This window comes from Embleya scabrispora (assembly GCF_002024165.1).
GTDB classification, from domain to species: Bacteria; Actinomycetota; Actinomycetes; order Streptomycetales; family Streptomycetaceae; genus Embleya; species Embleya scabrispora_A.
The window spans coordinates 707608-720396 of record NZ_MWQN01000004.1 but is presented as its reverse complement, the minus strand read 5'-3'; the positions used below and the strand labels follow the sequence as shown (position 1 = coordinate 720396).

At 71.2% G+C, this 12789-nt stretch carries 16 protein-coding genes; 10 read left to right on the top strand and 6 right to left on the bottom strand.

The annotated features are described in order from the left end of the window. Positions 1-2: 2 nt before the first annotated feature. Entirely contained in the window at positions 3-980 is a 978-nt protein-coding gene (locus B4N89_RS43685; protein ID WP_078982160.1) for a right-handed parallel beta-helix repeat-containing protein, read from the bottom strand. A gap of 191 nt (positions 981-1171) precedes the next feature. Between B4N89_RS43685 and B4N89_RS43680 the strand changes: the two genes are divergently transcribed. Next, on the top strand, positions 1172-1813 hold the full coding sequence (locus tag B4N89_RS43680) for a serine hydrolase domain-containing protein (RefSeq protein ID WP_235619337.1): 642 nt from the start codon (positions 1172-1174) through the stop codon (positions 1811-1813). Here the strand turns inward: B4N89_RS43680 and B4N89_RS43675 are convergent. Then, positions 1777-2307, bottom strand: a complete 531-nt coding sequence (locus B4N89_RS43675) for an HAD domain-containing protein (protein ID WP_078982159.1) — start codon at positions 2305-2307, stop codon at positions 1777-1779. The two genes, B4N89_RS43680 and B4N89_RS43675, sit on opposite strands and share 37 nt — an antisense overlap. A 96-nt stretch (positions 2308-2403) precedes the next feature. Here B4N89_RS43675 and B4N89_RS43670 point away from each other — a divergent pair, with 96 nt between their 5' ends. Further along, positions 2404-3213: an NmrA family NAD(P)-binding protein gene (locus B4N89_RS43670; protein WP_078982158.1), complete on the top strand. Its 810-nt coding sequence runs from the start codon at positions 2404-2406 to the stop codon at positions 3211-3213. On the opposite strand, the gene B4N89_RS43665 is transcribed toward B4N89_RS43670, so the two are convergent. Next, positions 3149-4087 carry a LysR family transcriptional regulator gene (locus B4N89_RS43665; protein ID WP_078982157.1) on the bottom strand — a complete coding sequence of 313 codons (939 nt, stop codon included), beginning with the start codon at positions 4085-4087 and terminating at the stop codon, positions 3149-3151. The two genes, B4N89_RS43670 and B4N89_RS43665, sit on opposite strands and share 65 nt — an antisense overlap. A 213-nt stretch (positions 4088-4300) precedes the next feature. On the opposite strand from B4N89_RS43665, the gene B4N89_RS43660 reads away from it, so the two are divergent. The 4 genes from B4N89_RS43660 (at position 4301) to B4N89_RS43645 (ending at position 7579) form a co-directional block, all read left to right on the top strand. Continuing rightward, on the top strand, positions 4301-5182 hold the full coding sequence (locus B4N89_RS43660) for a ketopantoate reductase family protein (protein ID WP_078982156.1): 882 nt from the start codon (positions 4301-4303) through the stop codon (positions 5180-5182). A gap of 176 nt (positions 5183-5358) precedes the next feature. Further along, positions 5359-6030, top strand: a complete 672-nt coding sequence (locus B4N89_RS43655; protein WP_078982417.1) for a HEAT repeat domain-containing protein — start codon at positions 5359-5361, stop codon at positions 6028-6030. A 3-nt stretch (positions 6031-6033) separates the two neighbouring features. Next, positions 6034-7053 (top strand): MerR family transcriptional regulator, encoded by a 1020-nt coding sequence (locus tag B4N89_RS43650; protein ID WP_078982155.1) that lies wholly within the window; start codon positions 6034-6036, stop codon positions 7051-7053. 115 nt (positions 7054-7168) lie between these two features. Beyond that, the gene (locus B4N89_RS43645; RefSeq protein WP_201261190.1) at positions 7169-7579 is read left to right on the top strand and encodes a class I SAM-dependent methyltransferase; all 411 of its coding nucleotides are present in this window, start codon (positions 7169-7171) and stop codon (positions 7577-7579) included. A gap of 67 nt (positions 7580-7646) precedes the next feature. Here the strand turns inward: B4N89_RS43645 and B4N89_RS43640 are convergent, their stop codons facing one another. Continuing rightward, the gene (locus B4N89_RS43640; RefSeq protein WP_101897549.1) at positions 7647-8243 is read right to left on the bottom strand and encodes a YbhB/YbcL family Raf kinase inhibitor-like protein; all 597 of its coding nucleotides are present in this window, start codon (positions 8241-8243) and stop codon (positions 7647-7649) included. A gap of 232 nt (positions 8244-8475) precedes the next feature. Between B4N89_RS43640 and B4N89_RS43635 the strand changes: the two genes are divergently transcribed. Continuing rightward, complete coding sequence (locus B4N89_RS43635; protein ID WP_078982153.1) at positions 8476-9072, top strand: DUF7691 family protein; 597 nt, start codon at positions 8476-8478, stop codon at positions 9070-9072. 238 nt (positions 9073-9310) lie between these two features. After that, the gene (locus tag B4N89_RS43630) at positions 9311-9727 is read left to right on the top strand and encodes an ATP-binding protein (RefSeq protein WP_201261172.1); all 417 of its coding nucleotides are present in this window, start codon (positions 9311-9313) and stop codon (positions 9725-9727) included. A 63-nt stretch (positions 9728-9790) separates the two neighbouring features. Here B4N89_RS43630 and B4N89_RS43625 read toward each other — a convergent pair whose 3' ends face one another. Beyond that, complete coding sequence (locus tag B4N89_RS43625) at positions 9791-10492, bottom strand: HAD family hydrolase (protein WP_078982152.1); 702 nt, start codon at positions 10490-10492, stop codon at positions 9791-9793. Between the two features lie 155 nt (positions 10493-10647). Next, a complete protein-coding gene (locus B4N89_RS43620; RefSeq protein WP_078982415.1) occupies positions 10648-11571 on the bottom strand; it encodes a ScbA/BarX family gamma-butyrolactone biosynthesis protein in 924 nt (307 codons plus the stop codon). A gap of 182 nt (positions 11572-11753) precedes the next feature. On the opposite strand from B4N89_RS43620, the gene B4N89_RS43615 reads away from it, so the two are divergent. Beyond that, positions 11754-12359 carry a ScbR family autoregulator-binding transcription factor gene (locus tag B4N89_RS43615; protein ID WP_235619336.1) on the top strand — a complete coding sequence of 202 codons (606 nt, stop codon included), beginning with the start codon at positions 11754-11756 and terminating at the stop codon, positions 12357-12359. A 163-nt stretch (positions 12360-12522) separates the two neighbouring features. After that, entirely contained in the window at positions 12523-12780 is a 258-nt protein-coding gene (locus B4N89_RS43610) for a WhiB family transcriptional regulator (protein ID WP_078982414.1), read from the top strand. Positions 12781-12789: the final 9 nt, after the last annotated feature.

Here is a 12789-nt window from a genome sequence, read left to right as displayed (position 1 = left end):
GGTCAGGGGATGATCGGCACGCCCGCGTTGACCAAGCCGTTGCCGCCGACGACGGTGTTGTCGGCGGTGACGGTGGTGGGGCAGTCGGCGGTGTACGAGACGGCGTGGATGGCGAGTCGGTCCGGGCCCGTCGCGCCGGTCAGGTCGGCGCGGTTGGCGTGGAAGACGGTGCCGCAGCCCCAACCCGGGAACTGCGCGTGCACCTGGAAGCCGTCGTTCGTGGAGTCGCGGCCCGTATTGCCCTCGATCAGGTAGCCGTTCCCCTTCACGTCGACCCACGAGTCGTCGTAGTTGTTCCCGGTCAGGCCCGTGCCGTCGAAGGTGTTGCCCGCGACCCGGCCGCCGGTGGTGCCCTCCTTCAGGTCCACCGCCTCGCCGCGCACGTCGGGGCCGATCACGTTGCGCAGGATCTGCACCCGATCGCTGCGGTCGGCAAGCGTGTTGGCGGTGCCGACGTACACGCCCTCGCCCATGCCGCGATTGTCCCGGCCGGTGTCGTGGATCCGTGAGTCGACGATCGCGCCGTCGCTGCTGGAGTTGCGGAAGTGCACTCCCTCCATGGTGAGTTCGTGCACGGTGACGGAGTCCACCAGCACGCCGCGGGCGGCGTCGATCATGATGCCCTTCTGGGCGTGGGTGAGGGTGATGCCGCGTACGGTCCAGTAGCCGGCGCCGTCGAGGTGCAGGGCGTTGCCGCCGCCGGTACCGGTGCGCAGTACGGCGTTCGCGGAGCCGACGAGGGTGATCCGGGCGTCGGCGCGACCGGCCCTGGTGGTACGGAAGTTGCCGGTGTAGGTGCCGTCGGCGAGGCGGATGGTGGCGCCCGGGACGGCCGCGGCCAACGCCGACTTGAGCTGCGCCGACGTCGACACGAGCACGACCGGGTCGGTCGCGGAGGCGACGGTGTGGCCGGGCGGGGCGGCCGCGAGCATGGTGGCGAGGGTGGTCACCAGGGCGAGCGACAGGGTACGGATGCGCATCGGGCAACCTTCCGTCGAGACGGTGACGGGACGCGAGCGGGCGAGCCGGGCCGGTGCATCCCCCAGCGTGCGGCATGAGCGGGTAGAGGTCTAGACCAAAACGGGGTCCGCGTGCGCGCGGGGCGCGGTTGCGACCCGAATGGGTTGATTTCGGGGATATCGGGTCATCCGGAGCCGGTCGGCAGGGGAGGATGGACGAGGTCGGCGAGAAGGAGGCCGCGGTGGCGATGCGGACGGTACGAAGGGCCCTGGTCGCCGCGGTCGCGGCCGTGGCGATGGCCGCCGTCGGGGCCGGCGTGCCCTCGACGGCCGGCGACGCGGCCGCCGCGACGGGCGGGTCCGCCGCGTCGGGTGCCGGCCACGAACAGACCCGGGCCGCCATGGAGTTCGCGCTCCGGTCGGGTGTGCCGGGCGTCATCGTCCGGGCCCGGGACGCGCACGGTGTCTGGCGCGCGACGGCCGGTGTCGCCGACCTCCGCACGGGCCGCCCACCGCGCCCGGTCAACCGGTTCCGGGTGGGCAGCATCTCCAAGCCGTTCATCGCCACGGTCCTGCTGCAACTGGAGGCCGAGGGCCGGCTGAGCCTCGCGGACAGCGTGGAGACATGGCTGCCGGGCCTGGTCCGCGGACGCGGCAACGACGGCCGCACCATCACCCTGCGGCAACTGCTCAACCACACCGGCGGCGTCGCGGACTACACGGACGACCCCGACCTGCACCTCTTGGGCAAGACCTTCCTGGACCACCGCTACGACACCTGGACCCGAATTCTGCAACACGACTCCCCCGGCGACGCTCACAGGCCGGCCACCCACGCACCCAGGACCGCATAGTCGGCCGCGGTGAGCCCGTGTACGGCGTCGACCCGGTGCAACAGGGCCGGCGCGGGATGGTGAGCGGCCACCCAGCCCCGATCGCCGTCGCCGATCTCGTCGTCGACCCACACGAACGGCCGCCCCGCCGCCCAGGCGACGAGAGCACGGGTCTTCCAGTGCAACCCGGCCCGTTCGGCGTGCGCGTCGCCGTCGACCGACTCCGGCCACGTCACCACGGGCAGCCGCGCAAGCCCGATCCGCGGTGACACACTCTCGTTCGCCTCATGCATCCACGTGGTCGCCCACACCACGTCACAGCCCAGTGCCGCCAACCGTGCACCATGCGCGGGATCGACCCTGGCCAACAGCGGATTGGCAAAGGCATCCGGGCGTTCGGAAACGAGCCGGTAGGTGGGATAACCATCCGGATACTGCTCCGCCGACGCGCCGAACGGTATGAGCGGTCCGTCGACATCAAGAAAGAGAAGCGGCCGGCGGCCGGAGTCGGTCATGTGCGCACGATAGCGGCGGACGGGTTCGATGTGGGGTGGCTTGACTTCAAGTGGGGTTGAACTTCTAGCGTCCGGGGAAACGAGAGGGGTTCGGCTGTGACGACGCTGGTTACGGGTGCCACCGGGAACACCGGTCGGCATGTGGTTGCGGAGTTGGTTCGGCGAGGGGAGAAGGTTCGGGCGTTGACGCGTGATCCGGTCGCGGCCGCGGGGAGGCTGCCGGCGGGGGTCGAAACGGTGGCCGGGACGCATACGTCGCCGGAGGGGTTGGGTGCCGCCCTCGACGGTGTGGATCGGCTGCACGTCACGGTGACGGCGGGATCGGCCGAGACCGGGCCGGAGTTGGTGCGGCGAGCGGTCGAGGCGGGTGTACGGCGCATCACGGTGGTGTGGGGCGGTTGGGTCGGGCCGGTCGAGCAGGCCGTGGCGGACTCCGGGGTGGAGTGGACGCGCCTGGAGCCGCAGGAGTTCATGTCCAACACCCTGACCTGGATCGACTCGATCCGGGCCGAGGGGGTGGTGCGCGAGCCGTACGACTTCCCCAGCGCGCTGGTGCACGAGGCCGACATCGGCGCGGTGGCCGCGGCCGCCCTGCTCGACGACGGCCACGCGGGACGCGCCTACACCCTCACCGGACCCGAAGCGCTGACCACACGCGAGCGCATCGCGATCCTGGCCCGGTCGATCTCCCGCGACATCGACTTCGTCGCGATCACGCCCGAACAGGCCGTGGACAGGCTGATGGCCGGCGGTGTGTCCCGGGAGGACGCGGACTACGTGATCGGCTGGTACGCCGACCCGCCCGTCGACGCCTCCACGGTGGTCGACACCGTCGAACGGGTCACCGGTCGGCCCGCCCGTACGTTCGGTCAGTGGTGTGCCGACCACGCGGGCCGGTTTCGGTGAGGGTGACGCTGTCGGCGAAGGCCCGGGCCAGGGGGGTCAGGTCGTCCCAGCGGCGTACGGCCCAGCCCACCGGCAGGCGGGGCAGGGCCGGGATGGGCAGGAAACGCACGGGATCGGTGTCGGCGGACGCCCGCCGGTCGGGCAGGGCGGGCACGATGGCGTGTCCCAGGCCCAGTTCGACCAGCAGGATGGCGGTGTCCCAGTCGGCGACGCCCGATTCGGGCGGGATGCGGATGTCCAGTTTCGTGAAGGCCGCGTCGAGATGGGCCCGCGAGGAGGAGTCCTCCGGCGGTCGTATGTAGCGGATGCCGGCCAGGTCGATCGCGTCGATGTGGGTGCGTTCGGCCAGCGGGTCGTCGGCCCGGACCGCCAACACCCAGGGCAGTTCGGCCACGCAGCGCTGTTGAATGCCGGGAATCGGGCCGCCGACGGTGATCCAGGCGAGGTCGAGGGTGTTGGAGGCGAGCGCGTCGAAGCAGCTGCGGCTGGAGGTCTCGGTGCGAAACTCCAGACTGGCCCGGGGATATCGGCTACGGAAGGCGACGACCGCCTGTGACATGAAGTGCCGTACGGTCGTCGCGCCCGTGGTGACCCGGACCGATCCCGCCTCGCCGCACGCGAGTTCGTCGAGTCGACGCAGGGCCACGTCCAGTCCGGCGATGCCGTCGGCCGCCGCCGCGTGCAGCAGTCGACCCGCCGCCGTGGGGGCCACGCCGCGCGGGTGCCGCTCCAGGAGTTGCACTTTCGTCTCCCGTTCCAACCGCTTCACGTGCTGGCTCACCGCCGACTGGGTGCACGAGAGGTCCCGGGCGACGGCGCTCAGGCTCCCGGCCCGGCACACCGCGACGAAGATACGGAGGTCATCGAGGGTCATGGCTCCAAGGTAGGGCTTGGGAAGTTGGCAGTGAACCCGAGGATTGACTTGGGTGGCCGCCCGGTTCGATCATCGGAACCGGGCGGCAACCCGACCCGACCACGCGTCCCCGTCCGGACGGGAGACAACCCGGCGGGACGGGTGCCGACCCTCGTCGCCATCGAAAGGAAACCGTCCGTGCCCGCTTCGACGTCGTCCCACGATCCTGCCGCCGTGTCTCCCCGAGCCGTGGCGGTCCTCGGACCGGGAGGAGTGGGCGGGCTGCTCGCCGCCCTGCTGTCCCGGGCCGGCCACCGGGTGACCTGCGTCGCGGGCGAGGAAACCGCAAGTGCCCTGCGCCAGGGCGGAATTCGGGTACGCAGCAGGCAGTTCGGCGAGTTCACCGCCCGGGTCGAGGCGGACACGCGCCTGCGCGAGCCCGTCGATCTGTGCCTGATCACGGTCAAGCACACGGGACTGCGTGACGCGCTGGAGCGCATCCCGGCGGGAGCGCTCGGGGACGGGGTGATCCTGCCGCTGCTCAACGGCGTCGAGCACCCGGCCCTGCTGCGCGGATACTACGGCGAACAGGCCGTCGTCCCGGGCGTGATCCGCGTCGAGTCCACACGCCTGGCGCCGGGCGTGATCGAACACGGCAGCCCGTTCACGGAGATCGACCTGGCCGGCCCGCACGAGCGCGTCGAGCCGTGGGCGGCGATGTTCACCGACGCCGGTGTGCGCACCCGGGCGGTGGGCGGCGAGGCGGCCGCGTTGTGGGCGAAGCTGGCCTTCCTCGCCCCCTTCGCGCTGCTCACCAGCCGCTACGGGCTCACCATCGGCGAGGTGCGCACCGGGCGGCGCGCGGAACTGCTCGCGCTCGTCGAGGAGGCCGCCGCGGTGAGTCGGGCCTGCGGCGTCCCCGTCGATCCGGCGCACTCCCTGGCGCTCTACGACTCGTTCCCGGAACAGACCAAGTCGTCCATGCAGCGCGACGTCGAGGCCGGCCGACCCACCGAACTCGACGCGATCGGCGGCGCGTTGCTGCGCGCGGCCGCGCGACACGACGTCCCCGTACCCGTCGCGACCCGACTGGTGACCGAACTGACCACACGATGAGGCCACTTCGGCCCACGCGGGGCCGACACGCGATCCGGCGCCACACCACACACCCGCCGAGCCGGACCTCCCCGGCCCGGGCCGGAGCACCCGGACCGGTGCTTCACGCCCCGCCGGCTCTCAGGTTGACCTTGACACGATGGCAAGGTTTTGACTGTGCCGAGGAGGTGGTCGCGATGGCCATGGCGGAACAGGGCGCGGGCACGATGCGGATTCTTCGGGGGCTTGCGGACGGCAATCCCTCGGTCCGGGTGCGGGTGGCGCTGGCGGCCGGCACGAACCCGGACCCGGGCTTCGTCGGCACGCTCGTGGAGCGGTGCGGGATCGACCCCGACTTCCAGGTGAGGGAGACGTTGACGTGGGCACTCACCCGCCACCCGGCGTCGATGACGGTCCCGCTGCTGGTCGAGGAACTACGTTCGGAACGGGCACAGGCCCGCGGCCAGGCGTTGCACACGCTGTCCAAGATCGGGGATCGGCGGGCGTGGCCGGCGATCACACCGGCGCTGCTGTTCGACGCCGACGACGAGGTGGCGCGCAGCGCCTGGCGGGCGGCGGTGGTGCTGGTGCCCGAGGATGCCCGGCACGCGTTGGCCGGGATGTTGGCGACGCAACTCGGTCGCGGCGAACGCGAGACGCAGCTGAGCCTCAGCCGGGCGCTGATCGCGCTCGGGGAGGCGATGGTGCCGACACTCGGCGCCGCGACGGCGGACCGCGACCCCCGCGTGCGTGCGCACGCGATCGCGACGGAGCGGCTGTGGCGCGACCCGGATGCCGGATTCGAGTTCGCGATCGAGGAGGCGAAGCGGGTCGCGGCCCTCGACGGGGCCGGCGGAGAAGGGCGGTAGGCGGTGTTGATCGGTGACGTCGCGCGACGCTCCGGAGTCAGTGCCCGCATGCTCAGGCACTATGAAACGCTCGGACTGGTACAGCCGACGGGTCGCACCGGTTCGGGCTATCGGGAGTATTCCGCCGAGGACATCCGGCGGATCTTCCACATCGAGAGCCTGCGGTCGTTGGGACTGTCGCTGGGCGACGTCGGGCGGGTGCTCGACGATGCCGACTTCGCGCCCGCCGAACTCGTCGACGATCTGATCCGGCGGACGCGCGAGCGCATCGCCGCGGAGACACGGTTGTTGACGCGACTGCGGCGGATCGGTGCCGCCGAACCGGCCGGCCGGCAGGACCTGCTCCGAATCGTCGCGCTCCTGCGGGCATTGGGATCGCAAAGCGCGGACGCGCGGCAGCGGGCGGCGCTGTCCGCGATCGACGAGGGCCCCGTGCCGGTGGAAGCGCTGGTCGAGGCCGTGTTGCGCGAGTCGGACCCGAACGTGGCCGGCGCCCTGCGCTGGGCCCTGGCGCAGGCGGGCGAGGACGCGTCGGCACTGCTGGCGGCGGGGCTCGACGCGCCGGAGGCCGAGGTGCGCGAGCGTGCCGTCCGGTCCATCGCCGAGATCGCGAACGCCGAGGCGACCGCGCTGCTCCGGGACGCGCTCACGCACGCGGACGTGGTGGTCCGCGGACAGGCGGCGTTGGCGCTGGGCGCGCGCGGCGTGGCGGAGGCGATTCCGACGCTCCTCGACATGATCGTGGCGGAGCGGAACGACGCCGACGCGGCCGACGCGTTGAGCATGCAGGCCGGCGATCCGGCGGTGGCGGATCGTATAGCCGGCGCCCTGGTCGACTGTCTCGCGCAAGCCCCGGTGGGGTCGTCGGCGCGTCGCCGGTTGACCCAGGCGCTGGCGGACATCCCCGGGAGCACGTCGTCACGGGCCCTCGCGGAGCTGTCCCGGGACCAGGACCGCGTCGTCGCGTCGACCGCGAGGTACGTCCTCGAACTGCGCGGCGCGCGACAGGGGTTCGGCGCGTAGCACGCCGGGACCCCGGCTCCGTCCCGGAATTCGTCGCCGCCCAACCTGATGATCGACTCGGGAGGTCGATGGACATGACGAACTATGCCCGTTCGTACCGCTTCGGGATGACGCCCTGGGAGTCGTACGGGAAAGCCTCGGGGGAGAGCATCTCGCGGTACTCGCTCGTGAGGACGTCGACCGACCGAGACCGCTCGGCCGAGCGCTCGATCTGGGGCGCGGGCGCGGCCGGTTCACCCCCGAACTCGCCCGGCGGGGCCGGCAGGCCGTGGGTGTCGACTACGTGCCGGCCGCGATCGAGGCGGCCCGGCAGCGGGGCGACGAAGGTGTCACCTACGTCGTGGGCGACGTGACCGACCTGCGGTCGACCGAGCTGGGAACCTTCGACCTCTTCCTCGACATCGGCTGCTTCCAGGGCTTCGACGCCGACCAGCGACAGGCCGTCGGTCGCGGCGTCACGGCGGGCCTGGGCCGGCCGATGAACCGGACCAAACCCCAGTGGTTCCGGCTGCGCCGCCGGTCCTGATCCGCGCGGATGCCGGCGCGCCGCATGCGGTGTGCCGCGGCGCGCCGGGCGTCCGGGCATCGTCGGGCTACGACTCGCCGCTGATCCTGGCCGAGCCGATCGAGGCCGCGGCGATCGTCCTGGCGGCGGTCTGGGTGGAGGAGCCGGAGTTCAGCTCGGTCAGCGACGTCCGGTTGAGCGCGTGGACGACGAACTCGTAGGTGTTCACGGTCGACGGCGAGCAGGGCCCCTGGTAGCCGTACAGGCTCGCGCTGCCCCGGTAGTAGACCTGCCGGGCTCCCGCCGGCACCGACGGCCGGTAGGCGTGGTCGACGTTCTGGGGCAGCGAGGTGGTGCCGACCGGGATGTCGTAGACGACCCAGTGGATGAGGTTGGCGTTGTCGAGATCGCGCATGACGATCGCGTAGCTCTTGGCGGCGGCCGGCGCGCCCGACCAGGCCAGGGGCGGGGACTCGTTCCTCTTGCCCGGATCGTGGCCGCCACCGCTGGTGCACTCGTGGACCTTGGGGATGAGGCCGCCGTCCGCGAACGCGGCGCTGGACAGGGCGAAGGCGTTGCGATCCGCCGGGGACACGGGCGCCGACGATGCCGACGCGGCGACGGGCGAGAGGCCGACGGCCCAGGCGACGAGCAGGGCGCACAGCACGATTCGTGTGCTTCTCACTGGAGGCTCCCGAGGATGCTTGTGTCGACGGTGGATTCAGCCTAGGCATCCGGGATTCCGGCGGCCAACACCCCATCCGAAGGCCGAGTTTTCCATTTCGGTCAACATCTCAGCCGCATTCCCGTCCGACAACGAAGCGCCGGTGCCGACCGCGACGTCTACGCGGGACAGGTGTACTCGGCGCCCGCGCAGCCCTCGACGGTGTGTCGGGCGGTACGGATAGGTTGGCCGTATGAGTCTTTCGCTGTCGTTGTACCTGGTCGACCCCGAGGTCGCGCGTGCCGTGGTGGGATCCGGTGACGTGCGGGTCCGCCGCGCGATCGGCGGGCGGTTCAAGCAGGAGATGTCGCGGGACGACGACTACTTCGCGCACGAGATCGAGAACGGCGCGCCGACGCGATACGAGGCGCTGACGGCGGTCGTGGAAGGCGGCCCGTTCGAGGAGCGGCACGCCTTCCAGTACGGGTACGCGTACCGGATGATCTGCGCCTTCCACGGACGCCGGTTGTGGGGCAACAGCTTCTCGCCCTTCAAGTTCGCGTGGCTGGGGCACGTGGACGAGGCCCTGAAGTCCCTCGGGATCGAGGCCGTCACGGTGTCGGAACTCGGCTACCGACTGCCGGAGCCGTTGCCGCACGCCGATCTCCCCGGCCACGGCGTCTGGTCACCGGCCGCCTGCGCCACCGCACTGGCCCAGTACGAGGCCGTCCCCCAGGACCAACTCGCAGCCCTGGACGACGACGTGCGCGAAGCAGTGGAAGAACTCGGCACCTGGCTCCAAGCAGCCCGCCCCCACCCGACCCACGGCATCGTGGGCTTCCTGTCCTGACCCCCGAGCAAACCAACAACGATCACACCACGCAGCCCGACTCCCGGCGGCGCACGCCACCTGCAACCACCATCGTCCTGGGCGGCTTCTTCCACCGGTTGGTCTCGGAACCAAGCGGACCGCCTTTCCGGCCTCGTCGCGAAGGCCGGTGTGTGCGGGGGTGGTCGGTGGGGCGGCGTGAGTGTGGTCGTGTGGGGCAGGCGTTCGGTTGACGGCTATCCGGCGAGAGGAGCATGACATGGCGGACCTGCGAGCGGTCGGGTGGGCACACTCCTTTCCGATCGGCGGCGGTGTGGAGGCGGGCCGGCGCTGGGCCCGGGAGCGGCTGGCCGGCCTGGCATGGACGGCGGACGCCTCGGAGACGGTGGACGACATCCTGCTCACGGTCTCGGAGTTGATCACCAACGCCCACGTCCACGCGCGCAGCACGGCCCGACTGGTCCTGGCCTGGGACAGCCGCTGCCTGAACGTCTACGTCGCCGACACCGGCCCCGGGCTGCCGGCCCCGCGCGGCCCCGAGGGTCTCGCCACATCGGGCCGGGGCCTGGCCATCGTCGACGCGATCGCCGACGAATGGGGGACCCACCCCACCCCGCACGGCAAGGCCGTCACCGCCTGCTTCCATCCACCGGGCACCTCTGCGCACGACGGATGAACAACCGCCGCCTCTCCGCGACCTCCGTCCGCTCGGTCGCGGAGAGCGACGATCGGGCGGCGATCAGATGCGTACGCAGGCGCCCACCGGCTCGCGCGACTCGGCCCAGGCGACCAGGGCGGCGTCGGCCAACGTGGATACCCACATGTCGGCGAGGGCCAGTTCCTCGTCCCGCGGGGCGGGCCCCACGCCCAGGACCCGCAGGCCCGCGCGTGAAGCGGACAGGATGCCGCAGTAGGAGTCCTCGACCGCCAGGCATACGGACGGCGGGGCGCCGCAGGCCCGCGCCGCCGCGAGATAGACGTCCGGGTCGGGCTTGGGACGCAACGTCGCGTCCGGGACCACGATGTCGGTGAAGTACGGGAGCAGCCCGGCCTGTGCCAACCCCGACTCCACGACGTCGCGCGGGCAATTGCTCGCCACGGCCAACGGCGCGAAGTCGGCGGTCAGCCGCACGAATTCGCTCGCGCCGGGAATGGTCACGGGGGCGGCGGCGACCAACTTCCGAAAGTGGTCGAGCAGTTGCGCCGTCACCTGGTCGGCCTGACCGGCGGAGAGTCCTGCCATCTCGGTCATGACCCGTCCGCATTCGGTGAAATGCAGGCCCTTCGTGCGTTCGCCGAAGTCGTCCGGGGTGTCCATGCCGTATCCGCGCAGCACCAGTTCGCGTGCCTCTTCCCAGTGGCGCTCGCTGTCCATCAGCGTGCCGTCGCAATCGAAGACGATTGCCGCCGGAGTCCAGGAGAGAAGGGAATTTCCTGCCATGGGTGAGCCGTCCGATCGAGAGATGTGGATTCCGGGGCGACAACTCCGCCCGAGACGTCGGCGAGCGGGTTTTGTCCCGAAACATAACGATCATTACGCTAGGTCGAATACTGTCCGTATTCAAATGTCGACGGATCGTCTGCGTGTCGACGTCGTCAGCGGTAGCGCGCCGCCCCCAGGGCCGTGTACACCCCGCCCTGACGGAAGCGGAACGCGGCCTGTCGCCCGTGGTGCAGCGTGCACTCGATCCGCGCGGGCGGGTCGAACTCGGTGAACAGGGGAGCACGCAGGCGAAACGCCGTCGGCCGGAGCAATTCGCCGCCGCTCACGAGCGCGATCGCCTGCCGGGCGGCTTCGACGAGCACCATCCCGGGCACGTGATCGCCGGCGTGGTCGAAGAAGAACGGATGCAGCCGATCGGCCGGATCCACCTCCAGGACACCGCCGTCGGGCCCGGCGACCAGCACGTCCCGGGGTAGCGTCACGTCCACCGCCTCCGGCGTCGGCCGCACGCGCGCAGTCGCCGCACCCGCCCCCGTGGCACCCCGGCGCAGCGCCGCGTAGGTGTGGGGGTCCACGAAGCGCGCGTTGCCCCCCGCGCGGGCGAAGGTCGTGGCGCCGACCGAGAGCCGCATCCGCAGCCGTACCCCCCGCAATCCGCGGCCGTCGGGCGTGGGGCGGAAGTCGTCGACCTCCGCCAAACAGGTGATATCGCAGGCGCCATGCGGCGAACGCGGCTCAGCCGAGGCGTCGACACCGTAGAAAAGGTCCTTGATCAGGAAGTGTGCCTCCGGAGGCACCGCATAGAACTGCCCCGGGATGAAGATTCCGAGCTGACGGAGGGTTTCCAGGACCATCAGCCGACTGTGGCCACCGTCGTCGGTGGGGCGAAACGTGGGATGGGAGCGGGGCCACTGGGCGGCGGCCAGGAAGGTCGTGTCCGCGACCCGGACCACGTCGGTGAGCAGCACCTCGGCCACCGACACTCGATGCACCGATTCCCGTTCCACGGTGCGCGACCAGCTCAGCGCTCTCGTCGACGAGTGCGAGGACGCCGAGCCGCCGCCAAAAGCAACCATGAATACAAGCAGAACCCAGGTGCCGGGAAGGTGCATGTCGTCTTCGTTCCACCCGTCGGGCGACGGGGCGTCAGGCCCGACGATCCGGCGCCGGTGCGGCCGAGGACGGACGACTGCCAACCGGGCGTTCGAGTTGGAGGTGGCACGTGCAGGCACGGGCAGGGGCGACTCGCCGGTCTCTTATGGAGACCGCGGCATGTCTGTTCCACGAGCGAGGTTTCGCGGGTACGAGCATCAGCGACATCGGCAACGCGTCGGGACTCACCAGCGGGGCCATCTATTTCCACTTCTCGAACAAGGACGCCCTGGCCCGCGCGATCGTCGAGGCACACTTCGACGCCTGGCCGGTGTTGATCGAACGGCACGCCGGGGCCGGTGTGCCGGCGGTGGTGGGCCTGGTGCGGTTGAGCTTCGCGGTGGCCCGGGCGTTTCGGGACGATCCGCTCGTGCGCGGTGGTGCGCGGTTGTGGAGCGAGCGGTACGGGATCGACGCGACGCTGCCCGCTCCGTTCGTGGGCTGGATCGCCGCCGTCCGGGCCCTCCTCGAGCGGGCGCGGGAGGAGGGCGAACTCGCGGACCGGATCGACTCGGCCGGGGCGGCGAAGGCGATCATCCACGCGTTCTTCGGCCTGCATACGGTCTCCGACGCGCTCTCCGGCCGTGCCGACATCGAGAACGACCTCGCCGACCTGTGGCGGCTGCTCCTTCCGGCCCTGCTGGCCGAGCCCGACGCGGCGGAGGACACGTTGCGACTCGCTCTCCCGGCCGTCGACGAGGTCCGAGTGTGAGCGACGGCCGTGCGAAGGCGCCGCGTAGCATCGCGGCGGCGGGCATCCGCGAACTTCCCCCGGTTTCTGCCGACTCGGCCGGTTGGGAGGAGGTATCCCGGGCAGCAGGGCCGAGAACCCGAACCGCAGGACCGTGCCCGTCGGCGCGGTCGGAAAGGAAGACATGGACTGGCGATCCGCCGCTGCCTGTACGCACGAAGACCCCGAACTGTTCTTCCCGGTCGGCAACTCCGGTCCGGCCAGAGAGCAGATCGACCAGGCGAAATCGGTCTGCCGTCAGTGCCCGGTGATCGAGGCTTGCCTCTCGTGGGCGATGGAGACCAAGCAGGAAAGCGGTGTGTGGGGCGGCCTCAGTGAGGACGAGCGCCGCGCGCTGCGCAGAAGAAACACCCGCCGGCACCACAACCGCCACGCGGCCTGAGCCGGGATC

What these genes read in the sequence shown, in the direction of transcription:
- B4N89_RS43615 (WP_235619336.1), top strand. Translation starts at nt 11,754, where the DNA reads ATGGAGACCGCGGCATGTCTGTTCCACGAGCGAGGTTTCGCGGGTACG.
- B4N89_RS43635 (WP_078982153.1), top strand. Translation starts at nt 8,476, where the DNA reads ATGAGTCTTTCGCTGTCGTTGTACCTGGTCGACCCCGAGGTCGCGCGT.
- B4N89_RS43680 (WP_235619337.1), top strand. Translation starts at nt 1,172, where the DNA reads ATGGACGAGGTCGGCGAGAAGGAGGCCGCGGTGGCGATGCGGACGGTA.
- B4N89_RS43685 (WP_078982160.1), bottom strand. Translation starts at nt 980, where the DNA reads ATGCGCATCCGTACCCTGTCGCTCGCCCTGGTGACCACCCTCGCCACC.
- B4N89_RS43610 (WP_078982414.1), top strand. Translation starts at nt 12,523, where the DNA reads ATGGACTGGCGATCCGCCGCTGCCTGTACGCACGAAGACCCCGAACTG.
- B4N89_RS43630 (WP_201261172.1), top strand. Translation starts at nt 9,311, where the DNA reads ATGGCGGACCTGCGAGCGGTCGGGTGGGCACACTCCTTTCCGATCGGC.
- B4N89_RS43620 (WP_078982415.1), bottom strand. Translation starts at nt 11,571, where the DNA reads ATGGTTGCTTTTGGCGGCGGCTCGGCGTCCTCGCACTCGTCGACGAGA.
- B4N89_RS43625 (WP_078982152.1), bottom strand. Translation starts at nt 10,492, where the DNA reads ATGGCAGGAAATTCCCTTCTCTCCTGGACTCCGGCGGCAATCGTCTTC.
- B4N89_RS43675 (WP_078982159.1), bottom strand. Translation starts at nt 2,307, where the DNA reads ATGACCGACTCCGGCCGCCGGCCGCTTCTCTTTCTTGATGTCGACGGA.
- B4N89_RS43665 (WP_078982157.1), bottom strand. Translation starts at nt 4,087, where the DNA reads ATGACCCTCGATGACCTCCGTATCTTCGTCGCGGTGTGCCGGGCCGGG.
- B4N89_RS43655 (WP_078982417.1), top strand. Translation starts at nt 5,359, where the DNA reads ATGGCCATGGCGGAACAGGGCGCGGGCACGATGCGGATTCTTCGGGGG.